Below are 16,434 nucleotides of genomic sequence, written 5' to 3'. Positions count from 1 at the left end.
ACTCCATGCAAGATCTTTCGTCTCCCTTCACGGGGAGTCCCCGCGGCGTGGCCGGCCTGCGCGGCGTCACCAAGCAGTTCGGCGGCACGGTCGCGCTGAGCGACGCGTCCTTCGACCTGATGCCCGGCGAGGTGCTGGCCCTGCTGGGCGAGAACGGCGCGGGCAAGAGCACCTGCGTGAAGCTGCTCGCCGGTGTGCACCAGCCCACGCGCGGCGAGGTGCACATCGGCGGCGAGCCGGTCACGCTGCGCTCACCGCTCGATGCCCAGCGCATGGGCATCGCCGTGATGCACCAGCACCCTGGACTGTTCGCCGATCTCTCGGTGGCCGAGAACCTGTTCATGGGGCGGCAGCTCAAGAGCCCGCTTGGCGCGCTCGACCATCGCCGCATGCATGCCGAGGCCGAGCGCCTGCTCGAGATCGTGGGCCTGTCGTGCGCACCGCGCACGCCGCTCGGCCGGTTGCGCAGCTCTGAGCAGCAATTGTTGGAAGTGGCGCGCGCGCTGTCGGTGCAGGCCCGCGTCCTGATCATGGACGAGCCCACCGCCGCGCTGACCACGCGCGAGGTCGACCGGCTCTTCGACGTCGTGGCCCAGCTGCGCACCCGCGGCGTGGCGATGATGTTCGTGGGCCACCGCATGGAGGAGATCTACAGCGTGTCGGATCGCGTGGCGGTGCTGCGCGACGGCCGCATCGTCGAGGTCGCGCCGGTGGCCGACATGCCGCACGACCGCGCGGTCCGGCTGATGATCGGGCGCCCGCTGTCGGACCTGTATCCGGCGCTCGCGCCGCCGGCCGGCCCGGTCGTGCTCGAGGTGGAGCAACTGGGGCGCGACGGTGCGTTCGAGGACGTGTCGTTCGACCTCAAGGCCGGCGAGATCCTCGGCATTGGCGGGCTGGTCGGCAGTGGCCGCACGGAGATCGCCCGCGTGCTCTTCGGCATCGACCGACCCACCAGCGGGCACATCGTGCTGGCCGGCGAGCGCCGCGTCTTCGCCTCGGCCGCCGAGGCGATGGAGGCGGGCGTCGCCTACGTGTCGGAGGACCGCCTGGGCCAAAGCCTGGTCATGGACTTCGGCATCCTCACCAACGCCACCCTGGCGGTGCTCGATCAGGTCAAGCGCACGGGCCTGGTGAACCGGGAGGCCGAACTGCGCGCGGTCACGCCGCACCTGGACCGCCTGCGGCTTCGCTACCGCAGCTACGACCAGCCCATCAGCGACCTCTCGGGCGGCAACCAGCAGAAGGTGGTGCTAAGCAAGTGGCTGGCGACCGGACCGAAGGTGCTGATCCTCGACGAGCCCACGCAAGGCGTCGACGTGCAGACCAAGGCCGAGGTGCACGCCATGATGGCGGACCTGGCGCGCGGCGGCATGGCGATCGTGATGATCTCGTCGGAGCTGCCCGAGTTGCTGGGCATGAGCCACCGCGTGCTCGTGATGCGCGAGGGGCGGGTGTCGGGTGCCTTCGACCGAACGGAGGCCACGCAGGAGTCGGTGATCTATGCGGCCACCGATGCCGGGCGGGCCACCGCGGTCGCATCGGCGCCACGCATCGACGCGGCGGTGCCGGCGGCGACCGCCACCGCCGAGCGCGGCACCGCGGCGCGGCGGCTGTCCGCCGCGCTGCCCCGGCGCGAACTGGGCCTGCTCGTCGTCATCGTGGCCGTGGTGCTGGGCGTCTCGCTGCTGAACCCGCGCATGCTGAGCGCGAGCAACCTGAGCGCGCTGGCGATGGATGCGGGCTTGCTGCTGATCGTCGCGCTGGCACAGATGCTGGTGCTGCTGACCCGCAACATCGACCTGTCCGTCGCCTCGGTGATCGGGCTGTCGGCCTATGTGGCGGCGGCGCTGATGCGTTCGCATCCCGAGCTCGGCACCGGCGTGGCCATCGGCGCGGCCATGGGGGTTGGCCTGGCCTGCGGGCTGGTCAACGGCGCCATCGTCACCTATGGCGGCGTGCCGGCCATCGTGGTGACCCTGGGCACGCTCGCGATGTACCGCGGGCTCGACAGCATGCTTGCGAGCGGCAGCCAGGTCAGCGCCGACCAGGTGCCGGCGTCGTGGCTCGAGGTGTCCAGCCGCTCGATGATGGGCCTGCCGGCCACGGCCTGGTTCGCGCTCGCCGCGGCGCTGGCCGTCGGGCTCGGGTTGCGCTATGCGACCGTGGGCCGCGACGTCTATGCCATCGGTTCCAACCCCGATGGCGCCCGGCTGATCGGCATTCCCATCGGGCGCCGCGTGCTCGCCGTGTTCTGCATCGCCGGCATGCTGGCCGGCTTCACCGGCGCGATGTGGGCGTCGCGCTACGCGACCATCGATTCGCGCACCGCCTTCGGCTTCGAGCTCACCGTGATCGCCGCCGTGGTGGTCGGCGGCGTCGCCATCCGGGGCGGTTCGGGAACCGTGCTCGGCGTGGTGCTGGGGGTGGTGGCGCTGCTGCTGATCCGCAACGGGCTGGTGTTGCTGCGCATCGATCCCCTGTGGCTGCAGGCCGTCTACGGCCTCGCGATCCTCGCCGCCATCACGATCGACGCCGTCGTGACGCGGCGCGCCAACCAACCCCGGCGCGTGACGAGGAGCCTCGCATGAACCGCTTCGTTCGATGGCTGGGCCGCGCGGCCGGCTGGGAAGGTTTTCTCGCGCTGCTGGTGCTGTTGGTGGCGGCCTACGGATGGGCTCGCGTGCCAGGCTTCGCCACCTCGTTCAACCTGTCGCAGATCGCGGCGGGCGTCTCCGAGAAGGCGCTGCTGGTGCTGCCGATGGTGCTGCTGATCATCGCGCGCGAGATCGACCTCTCGATCGCCAGCATCCTCGGCCTGTGCAGCGTGGTGCTGGGGCTGCTGCTGCGCGCCGAGGTGCCGCTGGCCGCCGCCGTGACCGCCACCTTCGCGGTGGGCGCGGCCGCCGGCGCGATGAACGGGCTGCTCGTCACGCGGCTGCTGCTGCCTTCGCTGGTGGTCACGCTGGGCACGATGGCGCTGTTCCGGGGGCTGAGCTACATCCTGCTGGGCACCGACTCGGTCAGTGAATTGCCAGCCCTGCTGACCGATTTCGGGGTCGACAACGTGCCGGGAACGGCCGTGCCCTGGATCTTCGTTCCCTTCCTGCTGCTGGCTCCCGTTTTCGCCGTGTTCCTGCACCGTACCGCGACCGGCCGGCGCATCTATGCCATCGGCGGCAATCCCGACGTCGCGCTCTACACGGGCATTCGCGTGGCGCGGCTGCGCATGGGCATGTTCGTGGCGAGCGGACTGGTGTGCGCGCTGGCCAGCGTGGTGCTCACCGCGCGGCTGTCGAGCGCGCGCGCCAGCAACGGGCTGGGCTTCGAGCTCGACGTCATCACCATCGCGCTGCTCGGTGGCATCAGCGTTTTCGGCGGGCGGGGACGCATGGGCGGCGTCTTCTGGGCCCTGGCGCTGGTGGCGCTGATCCGCAACCTGCTCGCACTGAACCAGATCAGCGGCGACGCGCAGGGCCTGGCCATCGGCTTCCTGCTGATCTTTTCGCTGTTGCTGAGCAACGGCATTCGCAGGCTGGCGAACACCGCGTCCGCGCGGCGGCTCGTGCAGCGCTTTTCCAACCGCCGGATCGAAGGACCGGTTCCTTGAGGAGACAACCATGACATTGAAGAAGACCCTCGCTTGCTGCCTGATCGCCTGCGGCTGCATCGCCGCGGCCCTGCCGGCATGGGCCGCCGACCCCGCGTGCCTGAAGGCGCCGGGCACCATCGGCTTCCTGCCGAAGATGGACACCGACCCCTACTTCCACGTGGCGCGCCAGGGGGCGCTCGAGGCGCAGAAGGAGATCGGCGGCAAGCTGATACAACAGGCGCCCTCGACCGCCACGGCCGATGCGCAGATCGAGTTCGTGAATGCGCTGGTGGCGCAGAAGGTCGACGTGCTCGTGATCTCCAGCACCGACGCGAACGCGCTGGCGCCAGCCCTCAGGCGAGCCCGCGGCCAGGGCGTGCGCGTCATGACCTACGACTCCGATGCGACCAAGGAGGCGCGCACCCTGTTCATCAACCAGGCGCGTTCCGACAGCCTGGCGCTGCAGATGCTCGACAGCATGGGCACGCTGATCGGCTACAGCGGCGAGTTCGCGATCCTGTCGAGCACGCCCACCGCGACCAACCAGAACACGTGGATCTCCGTGATGAAGGCGCAGCTCGCGAACAACCCCAAGTTCGCGCAGATGAAGCTGGTGCAGGTGGCCTACGGCGAGGAGAGCGAGCAGATCAACCAGCAGCAGGCGCTGGCACTGGCCGAGGCCTTCCCGAACCTCAAGGGCATCCTGGTGCCGGCGGGCATCGGCCTGCCGGCGGCGGCGCGTGCCCTCGAGCAATCGGGCGGTATCCAGAAGATCAAGCTTACGGGCGTTGCACCCGCGACCTTCATGAAGAAGTACATCGAAGCCGGCTCTGCGCAGGACATCTGGTGGAACGTGAGCGACCTCGGCTATCTCGCCTACCACGCGGCGCAGCAACTGGCCCAGTGCAAGATCACTGGCAAGAAGGGCGAGAGCTTCACGGCGGGCCGGCTGGGCAGCTACACCATCCTCGACAACGGCGAGATCGTGCTGGGAGAGGCGGAGATCGTGACGCCGAAGAATCTGCAGAAGTTCAAGTTCTGAGTCCGTGAGGCGGCACTTGCGCCCGCGGCCTGCGGCGAAGATGGAAAGGGGCGTCTGCCCCGCCGCCATCCCGGACAACTACGGACGCTCGCGTTTCTGAAACTCGATACCGGTGATCGCCACTTTCCCGGCGGCCTTCGGGAACTCGAGCTTCGACTGCGCGAGCGTGGACGTGTCGATGCCTTGAAAAGCGGCGAAAGGGACGGCCACCATGTTCATGAGCTAGGCGATCTCGCCGTTTGAGAACGCTGCATCGCCAGATGCATCTGCCAGTGGCCGCTCCTCGGCCCTTGGATCGGTGCGAGATACAGCGCATCGCCGAAAAAACTGCCAGCGATCGAAGCGGATTAGCCTATCGTACCGCTCAGCGTGAGCTTGAATTTCAATCCCATCGGGCGTATTACCGCGATGCGGAACGTGAGCGAGTCGCATGCATCGGCACAGACGCCTCTCAACGCGATCGTCAAGCCGGCGTCCGGCTTGGACCGTGCCAGATCGAGGATGTTCCGAGACCGGCAAAGCCCAGGTGTTGGAACCCGATCAACAGACTTGAGCCGGACTAGCCCCCGTCAGCACGCGCTCGCGTGTCAAATCTCAACAGTGAAGATACCGAACAGACGACCGATCTATCCCTCAGCGGTGTGACTGAAAATGTTCGATGACGAACAGGCTGAAATTCTTTAAGGCGTTGCACTTGTATGGTGGCTCAATACGCTGTGATATCGAGTGGAGCACACGAGGGGCACCATCGCCTGATTCTCCGGCTGCTGACGTGCCAATCGACATGCAGGGATCAGGGCAATTCTCGTTGTGTGGCCGGGTCGGCGGTGGGGGGGAGGCCACCGCGCGGGGAGTTCGGCGCAGGCTTACGGTCCTCGAGCGGCGGTAGCGACTGCGGGATGGTCGCGGTGTCCTGCGCGCGCAGCGCGCCTGAGGTCAGACGGCTAGGACGTGGCAGCGGCGATGAGGGCAGAACCGGCGCGACGTCCGCATTGCCCAGCATCACGTCGCTAGTGTCTGGCTGGATTTTTTGCTGCGTACCGCGGATCTGATCGTAGCGGTCGAAGGCGAAAGCCTCGGTGCGGCTCGCGTCGCGCATCACGGACGGGCGCAGGAACATCATCAGGTTTTTTTTGTCGCGTGAGCGGATTTCGCTTTTAAATAGGTTGCCCACGATGGGAAGGTCGCCAGCCACCGGAACCTTTTGGACGGTGTTGTAGTAGGTGTCCGAGAGTAAGCCGCCGAGCATGACCAAGCCGCCGTCCTCGACCAACACGCTGGATTCCAGCGAGCGCTTGTCAGTGGTGGGGCCGTTCGCGTCCTTCAGCGTGGTGTCGACCACGTTTGACGTTTCCTGGAAGATGCTCATTCGAACGGTGCCGTTCTCGTTGATGGTCGGGCGCACGCGCAACGTGAGGCCGACGTCCTTGCGTTCGACAGTGCTGAATGGGTTAAGGCCGCCGGTGGTGGGGTTCGAGTAGGAACCGGTCGGGAAGGGCACGTTCTGGCCGATCACGATCTTGGCTTCCTCGTTGTCCAGCGTCAGCAGGTTCGGCGTGGACAGCACGTTGGTGTCGTTGTCGCTGGCGAAGAAGTTGGCGATGGCGCCCAGCACGTAGTGGCCGCCGATCTTGCCGCCGATGCCGATGTTGAAGCCCTGCGGCAGCGAGATGCCCTGCGGGTTGCGCGTGGCGATCGCCGTCGTGAGCGCCAGCAGGTTGGTGCCGGTCAGGCTCGAGTTGGTGCCGAGCACCGCGTTGTTGCCGAGCGCGCTCTGCCATTGCACGCCGAACTGCGCGGCCTTGGTCGCGTTCACTTCGACGACCAGCGCCTCGATCATGACCTGGGCACGGCGGCCGTCGAGCTTGTCGATCACGGCGCGCATCTGGCGGTACTGCGGCTCGGGCGCGGTGATGATCAGCGAGTTGGTCGACGGGTCGGCCTGGATCTGGCCGCCGGTGGAGGGCTGGTTGGCGTTGTTCAGCGGCGCGCTCGCCTGCGGGGAACTGCCGCCCTGCGAGTTGCTGTTGCCGAAGTTGACCGGCATCGCCGCCGACAGGTTGGGTTGCGACTGCGCCGCGGCCGCGCCGGCGGCACCACCGGCCGCGCCGGGCTGGCCCTGGCTGTTGGTCTGCGCCGCCGCCATGGCCGCGCGCAGCGTGGCCGCGAGCCGCACCGCGTCGGCGTTCTTCAGGTAGACCACGTAGATGTTGCCGGCCGCGCCATTGCTGCTGTCGATGGCGGGGCGGTCGAGCTTGTCGACCAGCGTGCGCACCAGCGCCGCGCGCGCCGGGTTGGCCGCGCGCAGGATCAGCGCGTTGCTGCGCGGATCGGCCATCAGCGTGGTGCGGAACGAGGCATCGGTGCCGCCGCCGGCCGCGGCCGCGCCGGGCTGGCCGGTGGCGCCGCCGCCGTCGACCAGGCGCTGGATCAGCGGCACCATGTCGGTGGCGATCGAGTGCTTGAGTGGGATCACGTCGATGTCGGAGGCGTTGGGCACGTCGAGCGCCGCGATGATGCGCGAAAGGCGGCGCATGTTCTCGGCGTAGTCGGTGATCACGAGCGAGTTGTTGCCCGGGTTCACGTTGATGGTGTTGTTCGGCGGGATCAGCGGGCGCAGCACCGGCAGCAGGTTGTTCGGCGACTCGTAGTTGAGGCGGAAGATCTGCGTGATGATCTGGTTGCCCGCCACCGAGGCGGTGCCGCCCGTGGTGGTGGTGACGGTGCTGGTCTGCAGCTTGGCGTCGGCCTCGGGCACGATCTTGTAGAGGCCGTCGGCCTCGACCACCGCGAAGCCCTGCAGCCGCAGCGCGGAGGCGAACTGGTTGAAGGCGGCCGAGGGCGGGATCGCGCGGTCGGTCACGAGGTTCATCGTGCCCTTCACGCGCGGATCGACCACCACGTCGCGTCCCGTGACCACCGCCATGGTGCGTGCCACGGCCTCGATGTCGGCGTTGGCGAAGTTCAGCGTGATCGGCTCGCCGCGGCGTGGCGCCTCGCCCTGCGCGAAGGCGGGCACGAGCGCGAGCGGCGCGGCCTGCAGGAAGGTGGCGGCGATCAGCAGCCGGACCGCATGCGCGACCAGGCCACGGGAGGCGCGGGGGAAGGAGGACAGGGGCGTCGTCATGGTCAGGTCAACCCAGGGTGATGATCGAGCGCGCGTTGTCGCGCCGCCCGATGATGTTCAACAAGTTGGAGAGAGCGTCTTCGCCGCCCGGCGGCTACACGAAAGAAGGCCCGCACGAGGCGGGCCGGAGGACAAGCTGAAGTTCGAGGGCTATCGGAATTAAGGGACTTGGGTAGCTCCGCGCAACTGGATACTCACGTACTCGATTCAACCCATCAGGAGAAGACCGATTTGAACTTCTGCTTGATGTTTTCCCAATCCGCGGAGCGCTCCGCCTTGCGCTCGGCCTTGCTTTCCTCGCGCAGAACCCGGCTCGCTTCGCGCGCGGCGGCAACGGCCGCGGCTTCGGCGGCAAGTACTTCGGCTTCGACCTGCTCCAGCGAGCGGCGCAGCACTTGGCCGCCGAGTTCCTCTGCCACCGTATCGATCATGGCGGGCGAATCTTCATCGACCTGCAACAGCAACGCGGCGGTACCGGGCCGAATGAATTGGCTCATGGCCGCGATCACCGATTCGGTGCGCTCCAACTGGCCGAGATCGACCACCGAACCGAACAGCGATCCGCTCGAGAATCCCAGCAGCATGCCGAGCGGCCCGCCGAGAATGCCCACCAGACCACCGATCAGTCCTCCCCCGAAGGAGCCCAGACCCACGGTGTTGCTGTTGCCGTCCTTGACGCTGAATCGCCCGTCCGGCGAACGCTCTAGGACCGCCGCCTGCGAGGCGTTCACATGGCTCGAACTCTTGACGGCGGAGAAGGCCCTATAGGCCTGACTCGAATCGGGCCAGGTGATCAGGATGATGTTGGTCGCCATTTCGCGTTCCCTCAGTTCTTGGAGTAGATGAAAACCGGCACCTTGCGCAACTCTTCCTTGGTTGCACCCGGAAGCACGAGGATGTTGCCCACGTGCCTGAATTGGGAAACGGGAATCGAGATACGGTGGTCGTCGATGCCCAGAAACTTGCTGGCATTGACGATCAGGTAGGAGACCGTTCCGTCCGGCGCAACTATCAGATCTTCGACCTTGCCGAGGCTCTCGGGCCTCGCCGCATCGTTGCGGACTTCGGCATTGAGAATTGTCTTCTTGACGCTCCAGCCCTTTGCCACGTCGGCCAGCACGCTTTCGCTGACACCGAAGACCGTGGCTCCTGCCGTCTGTGCTTGCGACGCAACGGGTAATGTCATCAGCATGGCCGATAGAACGGCGGCCGAGAGATTGGACTTCTTCATATGACTCCCTTTTGAAAAGCATGATCGATCAATTGATAACGATCAGCTCAAGAGGTTAGTGAAGCGACTCGCGCAAGACCGTAAGAAATCTTGCAAATTGCGGGTTAGCCCCAGTCGAAGGGAAGGGAATGAGTTCGTTTGTTTTCACTCAAAGAATCTTTCTCGGTTCTTCGAGATTGCCGTTCGATTTTGTATCACGACGTAGTCAAGAAATCATCAGTGCGTGCCGAATCCCGAACTCGGCAGTCGTAAAGCATTGCGAAAATTTTGTTATCGGAGATCGGAAGAAATTTTCGCTCGACAACAAGCCACGGCTCATGGTCTTATTGCCTCGTCACACATCGCTAAGCGCACCAATGATGCTTCCCACCGACCGACGAACGTCGGGGTACTGGGGCTGCTCGCTGCTTCGCGCCTGGCATTTAAAGGCAACGAGGAAAGAAGGCAAGATGAACGAGAAGCCTGTGCCAGTGATATGGCAAAGCGGGGATGAGATTGGTCCATGCGCGATGCTGTTCATGAGTGGCAGCAGATGACGCATCCGTTATGGCAATCATTACGAACGGCATTCCTGCCGCCAATCGTACGGCCACGTCGTCGCCCATCGATGCCAATGCGTCGAAGCCAACATGGCGCGTCTGCATTGAATGCGTACCGGGAGTGCTTGGACAAAAATATGCTTCCAGTTGAATCAATTGCCCGTGAATAAAAATTGAAGAGTCTCTAATTCGGCGCTCGTACAACGGGCATCGATACGCGCCGGGCATACAGCCATTCGCAATGCGAACGACGCCGCATGAACCGGCACGATGGTGGACGGCGCCTACCAATCTTGCCGTCCTTTTTCTGACCTCAGGAAAGCAAATCAAATGAACAACAGAAGCCCAGGCCGAGCCGTCATCGCGGCGTTCGTACTCGCCGCGCTCACGGCTTGCGGTGGCGGAGACGGTTCCGTCTCCATCACGCCGATGGCCACTACCGTCGATACCGCAGTCACTCAGCCGGCCCCGCCGTCTGCGTCAGCCGAAGAGGAGTCAGAAGCGGCCGCTTTTGCCCGGCTTGCGCCGGCCGACAAGGTCTTGGAAGACTCCAACATTTACGACACCACGAAAGGCGGCAGCATTGCGCTGAAGGCGGTCAGCGAAGACTCCTCCGTGAAGCGGCACACGATCGTGGTCAATGGAGAAAGCGTGCCCTATACGGCCCGTGCCGGTCACTTGGTGGCCTATGGAGCGGAATCCAATGCGGTGGCTGGCTCCGCGCTGGCTGATGGTGTGGCAACGTCCACAAGGAAGCCGCAGGCAGCCATTTTTTATACCTCCTACACGCGAGACGGTCTTCCCAAGGAAAACAGGCCCATCACCTTTCTGTGGAATGGGGGACCTGGCTCGGCCTCCATCTGGCTGCACATGGGTTCCTGGGGACCCAAGCGCTTGAAATCGGATGCGCCCAACATGCCTGACCGCACGGTGCAGCCCACGAGCTTTCCATTCGTGGACAACGATATCTCCTTGCTCAATCAGACCGACATCGTCTTCGTCGATCCTCCGGGCACCGGCTATTCGACAGCGATAGCCCCTTTCACCAACGGAGACCTTTGGGGGACCGACATCGACGCCCAGGTGGTTGCTGATTTCATTACTGCATACATCAACAAGTACTCGAGACAGAGTTCACCCAAATATCTTTACGGTGAATCGTACGGTGGCATTCGCACTCCCATCGTGGCGAATCTGCTCGAGCAGGCGGGAACCAGCCACTATGCGAGCGATCCATCGGGCAAGCCTGCTAAGGTGTTAACCGGATTCATCCTCAATTCCCCGTTGATTAATTACAACTCCAATTGCAACATGACCGGGGTTTTCAAGCCCTCGGTCGGAACAGTTCTGCCTGAAGGCACTTCATGCGCAGGCTATATACCTTCCTATGCCATGGTGGCGGACTATTTTGGCAAAAGCAAGAAGAGGGGCGCGAAAACGCAGGAGCAGTATCTCGAGGAATTGCGAAAATATGCAAAAACGACTTATTCGACGATTCTCAGAACATCGGCCGCTTTCGATCAAAAAACTCTTAAGCCTAATGCTAATTATCCTATTTGGGCTCGAAGCGATGAGGGGCGTAAGGCGTTGGGTGAATTGACGGATTACATAGGTCTGGATTTGACGGCGGAAGGCAAAATTTTCGAGAGGGGAGCATGGTATGGATTTGACAATTATTGGGAAAATATCCATGCCAATCTCTTGCCGTCGAAGGTGCAGTTCTATTTCTTGAAAGACCCCAACCAAGTCCTCGGTCGTTACGACGCTCGAATGTACGTCCCCTGGACCAATAACTTTGCGGCCGATAGCTACATTGATGTCGCGTTTTTGAATCAGGCTAAGTCATATTTTCCGGATTTTGTGAACTACAAGACTAGCTCCGTCTATCAGCCGCTGAATAACGAGCCGCTTTTAAATGGCGCGGATTCCAGTCCAAATTGGAAATTTCATCGTGATGGAACAAATTTTTATCTGCCTCAAAGTATTACAGACCTTCAGGCAGTCTTGACTGCAAACCCAGAGAGCAAGATTATGATCTTGCACGGGTACGAAGACATCGCGACTCCTGGATTCCAGACTGAACTGGATCTTGAAGGCGCCAGTTTGCAAGATCGCATTCCAGTCAAATGGTTCGAAGGCGGGCATATGACGTACAACACCGAGTCTTCTCGTGCGCCATTGAGCAAGGTCATCAACGACTTCTATCTCAACCCTGCCCGGGATTCCGCGGGCACGCATGTCCAGAGTTATTACAACCTTTCAGCACATCAATAATTGGAGTCACCATGAAGAACGCATCTTCTAGATTTGTTCAGACTCTTTTTGCAGGCGTCGTCTTCTCGTTGGGGGTAGGAGTGGCCCATGCCTACGATGATATGCCGGTTCCGCCCGCGTCCCCTCCGGGTTGGGCCCCCCCTCCCAAAGCGACCGAACAACTTGTGAGTCAGGAGGTCGGACAACAAATCACCAAGCGATTCGTCGCGGCTGCGGGAAGTGCAGACAGTCCGCTATCGCAACAACAAGCCAAGAATGCCGGTTGGGGATTCGTCGCGGAGCATTTCAGCGAGATGGATCGAAGCGGCAGTGGCACTGTGTATCTGAGCGATGTGCTCGGATTCATGTCGCAACGCACGCCTCAAAACGTCATGCGCATGAAGTCGTCGAGATAGAATGATTCTGTCGATGCAATTGCACCTCGTATTGACACGCGGAAAGCAGGCCCTCGAGGTGATCAATTTCCATGCGGAAAGCCGGGATCAGGCGTCGTCAGGGCGCGTCCCAGCACCATGAATACGGCACTTACATCGGATGAGTTGGCATGCATCGATCAAAATGCATGGTTCGCAAAACTCGGCGCGTCCGACCGCCGCGCACTCCTGGAAGAAGCAGTTCTCCGGGAGTTCCAGGCCGGCGAGTATGTGTTCCATCGCGGGGATCCTGCGGACGGACTCTTTGGTGTCGCCAGCGGAACACTCAAGGCGTCCAGGCTGGGAGCGAATGGTGGCGAAGCCATCCTGTCGCTGGTCGGCCAGGGCTCCTGGTTCGGAGAAGTATCCAGTATCGACAAGCTTCCGCGTTCCCATGATGTCTGCGTTTTGACACCCACGCGATTGCTGCATGCGAGGGAGAAAACGATCGAGCGGTTGTTGCTGCGGCCCGGCTTCGCACGTTCCCTGGCTGCCTTGCAGTGCGCGCACACGCGTGGGATCTTTGAGCTGATGGAAGACGCTCACTTGCGCAGCACTCGCGCACGAATAGCCCGCCGGATCGAGTACCTCGCGCGGGGCGACGGCGTGCTGAGCGACTCGCCACGCCGCATCGTTTCGGTGACTCAAGACACCTTGGCGATGATGCTCGGCATTACGAGGCAGACCTTGTCCATGGAGCTGCGCGCGATCGCGTCGACGGGTGCCATCTCACTGTCCTACGGTCACATCGCCATCGAATCGCTGGATAAACTGCGTCGCGTCGACGGTGTCTAGCTATTGGTATCTGAAGCGGGACCATCTTCCGCCTGCAGGCCCAATATCCATCGGAGGACGGATCGCAGCTCACCCGCCCCAGCAATTCGCGAGACCCACGCGACCGCCATCGACTTGTCGCCGGGTTCCCTCTTCTCTGTGATGAGGTTGACACCGGTATCGGTGTTGCCCGTGACCTTGCGTCCAGTGCGCGCATAGGTGTCGGCCGCATCGAGTCCGAGCACGGCCATGATCGCGGGATACTGCTGCGCGGTGGCGGCAATGATGCCGGTGCCCACGTCGCGCATGCCCGGGCAGCCGTCGTCGATCGATACGATCATCGCGTCATTCGCCTTCCCGCCGACTTGAGTGCTTCGTGCACGCCAGCGGCCGTGGGTTCATTGATGGTGTAGACCAGGTTGATGTCCGGTGCCGAACGCAGGCACTGGTCCATCGCTGCCTATCCGCGTGCGCGATCGCCGAGCGAGTTCCCAACGCACACGACCGCCGGGGGGCGCAAGGGATTTAGGCGCAGGGCCTGCTCCCTGCAGCCCGAGGCCTGCCAGGAATCCGTTGTGCCGCGCCACGCCGACCGCGTGCGCGTCCGTGCCGATCATGACGATCCTCGGCCGGCAGTCCGAGAAATGCGCCTTTGCGTACTGGCCGATCATGAAGCCGGCTTCGTAGTTGTTCGCGGCCAGCAGGCCATCGACCAAATCGGTCGGATTCGTCGCGCCTTCGAGTGCGACCACCATCACGCCTCCGCTGCGCGCCTTGCGGATCGCATCGTTGATGACGGAGCCGTTCGGCATGGTGAGCAAGGTCTTCGCTCCGGCATTGACCATCGACTCGATGGCATCGACCTGCGCCTGCGTATCGCCGTCGTAGCGGCCCGCGGCCGTGAGCAGTTGGATGTTGCGGGTGCGCGCCGCGTCGATGGCCGCGCTCTTCATCGTGACGAAGAAAGGGTTTTTCTCCGTCTTGAGGATCAGCCCGACGACCCGGTTCGATGATGGGCGCATGAAATGCGTCCAGATGAATGCCATCAGAAGCGCCGCGCCGATGACGACAATGCATGCCACGAGGATCCCCGCAGCTTATTTTTCGATACGCCGGGATCCGGTTTGCGCGTTGCGCCGTTCTTGTCTCTCATTGGCGTGATCCCTGGAAAGCGTGATCCCTGGAAAAAGAGAAATAGAAGTCCGAGTGCTGCAAGGGCCAGACGCCCGGGCCGCACGGACTCCTGCTCAGTCCAGCTTCATCACGAAAACAGGGTTGGCCTTGGGAACGAGCGGCATGTCCAGGGTCGTGCTGGCCAGGTCAAGCGATACCTCCTGGCCATTCCAGTTGTCGTATCCCTGGATCACGAGGGAAATCTTCCTTCCGGGCAGTACTGTGAAGTCACGGGGCATCATCTCCAGCGACACCTTGTAGGCCGTATTTGCAGCAATGATCTCCGGTGTTTCGAGGGACTTGTGGAAAGCAGGATTGGCCCAGCCCCAGGTCACGGCCTGCCCATCAACGAACAGTTTTGCTTTCAAGTCGGCCTTGCCCTTGGGAAACGTCACGGTCGTCGTGACATGAATCGTGCCGGCGAAGCGAGCGGCATTGGCGAGCGGACGCGTCGTGAAAACTCCGCTGTCGTTGTCGAACCTCAGGTTCAGAGGCGTTCCCACCGATCCCTCCGCGGCATCGGTCGTCAGCAAGAGGGCCGTGTCCTGCGCGGGGACCCGGCGCAGGTGAAACGAAAGCGTCTCGGTCTTCGGCCAGGCTTCCTCCTTCACCAGGATTCCACCCGAGGTGACGCAGTCCCTCGGGTTATGGGCGGCGGAGCCGGGCTGGTTGCAGTGGCCTGTCAGCGTGTCGCTCAGGTCCGTCCGAGGTTCGCCGCCAAGGTCTCCAACAACCTTATCTCCTGGCGGTGTCTCCCGCACGTAGGTCGGCTGCGCCTCGACGCCGTTGTTCACGCCGAACAGATAGCGCGAGTACCACAGCACGATCTGTTTCTGCCATTCTTTCTGCCATGCCGGATCGTCGTGATCCTTGGCGTGAAACCATAGCTGCACCGGCTTGCCCGATTGATGAAGCATCTGGTAGAGCTGAACAGCGTTCTTCGTCTTGACGTTGTTGTCGCTTTGGCCGTGCGCGATCAGTGTCGCCGCCTTGATGTTCCCCGCCAGTGCAAGCGTGTTGCGCTGCTTCCAGAAGTCCGTGTAAGCGAGCGTGTCGTCGTCCACACCGGCGTCCAGCTCCGCGAAGCTGGCCTTGCAATCGGCCGGGAGACTTTGCATGCTGGAAGTCTTGGCATAGCCGTTGAGGGTGACCACGCCCAGCTCGTCGGGGATCACACCGTTGTAGCGCGAGAAATAGTCGTAGGCACTGCTGATGCCGTCCACCGGGACGATGGCCTCGAGTCCGGTGACACCTGTGGCGGCCGCCATGGTCGGCAAGGTTCCGCCATAGGAAATCCCTTCCATGGCGACGTGACTCGTCGACCAGGTTGCGGTCACCGCGGTACCGCTGTCGTCCAGCCCCTTGGCGGCGGGATCGCCCGCCAGCCAGCGAACGATCTCCGACATGGCTTGGCGCTCCGCGCCGTCCATGATGCTGGCGCAACCCTCCGATTGGTAGCTTCCAATCGTGTCCGCATAGACAACGGTGTAACCCATCCGCAGATACTGGTCCTCACCAAGGAATGGTTGACGCTTTTTCACATAACTCGGGTCTCCATAGTAGATGGAGGGGCGAACGATCACCGGCGTCTTCAACCCTTCGGCGACTTCCGCGGGCTGCACGATGCGCAATGCGAGGCGATCGGGCTTCCCGTTGTGGTCGGTGTCGAGCGCCGTCTGGACCTTGACGCTGAACTTCAATGGCGCACGGTTCGCGGAGAGCCATGGCAGTACCATGCCGTCTTCCACGACAGGACCGTCATGACCCGGATAGAGGCCGGCCAGCGCGGGATAGGGAACGCCCGTGGGAGACTTCTCGAACTGTGGGCCCACGTCGGGCAAAGGCACCGGTGGCGGGATCGGTCCGGCGAGCGGCTCCTGAGTGATGGTCTGCGGCGTGGTCGCCACAGGCAGGTAGACAACGGATGCTGCGCCGTCCCCACCCCCACCGCATGCACCGACGAGCACGGCCGCCACGACGGCCCCGGTGATCTGAAGTCCGAGCGCTGCCGCCTTTGTGCTCTGGTTCTTCAACGCATGAGGAATCTCGACATTCTTCTTCATCTGAAAGCTCCCTTGTCTGACCAAGTAGTGGAATGGCCGCACTTCGACAGACCATCGCATACAGATGCGGGCCGAAATCGCAAGAGGTTCGAAGGACCTGACGAGGCGTTGCGTAGGCCGCGAAGGCTCGCGTCGGTCGCCGAGGACTGCGCAAGCGTGGGCACGAAGCTGCTTGTGCCTCCTCCGCCGCCACAGGATGCCGCGGC

The 16,434-nt window shown here is 63.1% G+C and carries 15 protein-coding genes and 1 pseudogene; 7 read left to right on the top strand and 9 right to left on the bottom strand.

The annotated features are described in order from the left end of the window. The first annotated feature begins 5 nt into the window (after positions 1-5). From R0232_RS40945 to R0232_RS40935, 3 genes are read left to right on the top strand one after another with little or no spacing between them, the layout of a single operon-like run. Positions 6-2,591, top strand: coding sequence for an ATP-binding cassette domain-containing protein (locus R0232_RS40945; RefSeq protein WP_431513124.1), 2,586 nt, complete (start codon positions 6-8; stop codon positions 2,589-2,591). After that, a complete protein-coding gene (locus tag R0232_RS40940; protein ID WP_431513123.1) occupies positions 2,588-3,610 on the top strand; it encodes an ABC transporter permease in 1,023 nt (340 codons plus the stop codon). Before R0232_RS40945 ends, R0232_RS40940 begins: the two co-directional genes overlap by 4 nt. A 10-nt stretch (positions 3,611-3,620) precedes the next feature. Further along, positions 3,621-4,634: a rhamnose ABC transporter substrate-binding protein gene (locus tag R0232_RS40935; RefSeq protein WP_208507372.1), complete on the top strand. Its 1,014-nt coding sequence runs from the start codon at positions 3,621-3,623 to the stop codon at positions 4,632-4,634. 78 nt (positions 4,635-4,712) lie between these two features. On the opposite strand, the gene R0232_RS40930 is transcribed toward R0232_RS40935, so the two are convergent. The 5 genes and pseudogenes from R0232_RS40930 to R0232_RS40910 form a co-directional block, all read right to left on the bottom strand. Then, on the bottom strand, positions 4,713-4,853 hold the full coding sequence (locus R0232_RS40930; protein ID WP_208507373.1) for a hypothetical protein: 141 nt from the start codon (positions 4,851-4,853) through the stop codon (positions 4,713-4,715). 574 nt (positions 4,854-5,427) lie between these two features. After that, entirely contained in the window at positions 5,428-7,761 is a 2,334-nt protein-coding gene (gene gspD / locus R0232_RS40925) for a type II secretion system secretin GspD (protein WP_431513122.1), read from the bottom strand. Between the two features lie 7 nt (positions 7,762-7,768). After that, a pseudogene (locus tag R0232_RS40920) lies at positions 7,769-7,852 on the bottom strand (type II secretion system protein N); the annotation flags it as partial. A gap of 124 nt (positions 7,853-7,976) precedes the next feature. Further along, the gene (locus R0232_RS40915; RefSeq protein ID WP_431513121.1) at positions 7,977-8,576 is read right to left on the bottom strand and encodes a DUF1269 domain-containing protein; all 600 of its coding nucleotides are present in this window, start codon (positions 8,574-8,576) and stop codon (positions 7,977-7,979) included. An 11-nt stretch (positions 8,577-8,587) separates the two neighbouring features. Beyond that, positions 8,588-8,992 carry a PRC-barrel domain-containing protein gene (locus tag R0232_RS40910; RefSeq protein WP_208507376.1) on the bottom strand — a complete coding sequence of 135 codons (405 nt, stop codon included), beginning with the start codon at positions 8,990-8,992 and terminating at the stop codon, positions 8,588-8,590. 223 nt (positions 8,993-9,215) lie between these two features. Between R0232_RS40910 and R0232_RS40905 the strand changes: the two genes are divergently transcribed. From R0232_RS40905 to R0232_RS40890, 4 genes are all read left to right on the top strand, one after another. After that, positions 9,216-9,485 (top strand): hypothetical protein, encoded by a 270-nt coding sequence (locus R0232_RS40905; protein ID WP_431513120.1) that lies wholly within the window; start codon positions 9,216-9,218, stop codon positions 9,483-9,485. Between the two features lie 376 nt (positions 9,486-9,861). Further along, complete coding sequence (locus R0232_RS40900) at positions 9,862-11,805, top strand: S10 family serine carboxypeptidase-like protein (RefSeq protein WP_431513119.1); 1,944 nt, start codon at positions 9,862-9,864, stop codon at positions 11,803-11,805. 11 nt (positions 11,806-11,816) lie between these two features. Then, the gene (locus R0232_RS40895) at positions 11,817-12,200 is read left to right on the top strand and encodes a hypothetical protein (protein WP_281076914.1); all 384 of its coding nucleotides are present in this window, start codon (positions 11,817-11,819) and stop codon (positions 12,198-12,200) included. 117 nt (positions 12,201-12,317) lie between these two features. Beyond that, positions 12,318-13,013, top strand: a complete 696-nt coding sequence (locus R0232_RS40890; RefSeq protein ID WP_208507379.1) for a Crp/Fnr family transcriptional regulator — start codon at positions 12,318-12,320, stop codon at positions 13,011-13,013. Here the strand turns inward: R0232_RS40890 and R0232_RS40885 are convergent. The 4 genes from R0232_RS40885 to R0232_RS40870 all read right to left on the bottom strand — a co-directional run bounded on the left by R0232_RS40885 (position 13,010) and on the right by R0232_RS40870 (position 16,228). Beyond that, entirely contained in the window at positions 13,010-13,333 is a 324-nt protein-coding gene (locus tag R0232_RS40885; protein ID WP_208507380.1) for a hypothetical protein, read from the bottom strand. The genes R0232_RS40890 and R0232_RS40885 overlap by 4 nt on opposite strands. Continuing rightward, positions 13,330-13,446: a hypothetical protein gene (locus R0232_RS40880; protein ID WP_208507381.1), complete on the bottom strand. Its 117-nt coding sequence runs from the start codon at positions 13,444-13,446 to the stop codon at positions 13,330-13,332. Before R0232_RS40880 ends, R0232_RS40885 begins: the two co-directional genes overlap by 4 nt. Beyond that, positions 13,391-14,038 (bottom strand): substrate-binding domain-containing protein, encoded by a 648-nt coding sequence (locus R0232_RS40875; protein ID WP_431513118.1) that lies wholly within the window; start codon positions 14,036-14,038, stop codon positions 13,391-13,393. Before R0232_RS40875 ends, R0232_RS40880 begins: the two co-directional genes overlap by 56 nt. Positions 14,039-14,239: 201 nt before the next feature. Further along, positions 14,240-16,228, bottom strand: coding sequence for a CocE/NonD family hydrolase (locus tag R0232_RS40870; RefSeq protein ID WP_431513117.1), 1,989 nt, complete (start codon positions 16,226-16,228; stop codon positions 14,240-14,242). Between the last annotated feature and the right edge of the window lie 206 nt (positions 16,229-16,434).

It is taken from the genome of Variovorax sp. DAIF25 (genome assembly GCF_050711835.1).
Taxonomy (GTDB): domain Bacteria; phylum Pseudomonadota; class Gammaproteobacteria; order Burkholderiales; family Burkholderiaceae_C; genus Variovorax.
This window is presented reverse-complemented; position numbering and strand designations above follow the sequence as displayed.

Bases quoted from the DNA above. Each gene is read 5' to 3' on its own strand.
- R0232_RS40945 (WP_431513124.1), top strand. From the start codon at position 6: ATGCAAGATCTTTCGTCTCCCTTCACGGGGAGTCCCCGCGGCGTGGCC.
- R0232_RS40940 (WP_431513123.1), top strand. From the start codon at position 2,588: ATGAACCGCTTCGTTCGATGGCTGGGCCGCGCGGCCGGCTGGGAAGGT.
- R0232_RS40935 (WP_208507372.1), top strand. From the start codon at position 3,621: ATGACATTGAAGAAGACCCTCGCTTGCTGCCTGATCGCCTGCGGCTGC.
- R0232_RS40930 (WP_208507373.1), bottom strand. From the start codon at position 4,853: ATGAACATGGTGGCCGTCCCTTTCGCCGCTTTTCAAGGCATCGACACG.
- gspD (WP_431513122.1), bottom strand. From the start codon at position 7,761: ATGACGACGCCCCTGTCCTCCTTCCCCCGCGCCTCCCGTGGCCTGGTC.
- R0232_RS40915 (WP_431513121.1), bottom strand. From the start codon at position 8,576: ATGGCGACCAACATCATCCTGATCACCTGGCCCGATTCGAGTCAGGCC.
- R0232_RS40910 (WP_208507376.1), bottom strand. From the start codon at position 8,992: ATGAAGAAGTCCAATCTCTCGGCCGCCGTTCTATCGGCCATGCTGATG.
- R0232_RS40900 (WP_431513119.1), top strand. From the start codon at position 9,862: ATGAACAACAGAAGCCCAGGCCGAGCCGTCATCGCGGCGTTCGTACTC.
- R0232_RS40895 (WP_281076914.1), top strand. From the start codon at position 11,817: ATGAAGAACGCATCTTCTAGATTTGTTCAGACTCTTTTTGCAGGCGTC.
- R0232_RS40890 (WP_208507379.1), top strand. From the start codon at position 12,318: ATGAATACGGCACTTACATCGGATGAGTTGGCATGCATCGATCAAAAT.
- R0232_RS40885 (WP_208507380.1), bottom strand. From the start codon at position 13,333: ATGATCGTATCGATCGACGACGGCTGCCCGGGCATGCGCGACGTGGGC.
- R0232_RS40880 (WP_208507381.1), bottom strand. From the start codon at position 13,446: ATGGACCAGTGCCTGCGTTCGGCACCGGACATCAACCTGGTCTACACC.
- R0232_RS40875 (WP_431513118.1), bottom strand. From the start codon at position 14,038: ATGGCATTCATCTGGACGCATTTCATGCGCCCATCATCGAACCGGGTC.
- R0232_RS40870 (WP_431513117.1), bottom strand. From the start codon at position 16,228: ATGAAGAAGAATGTCGAGATTCCTCATGCGTTGAAGAACCAGAGCACA.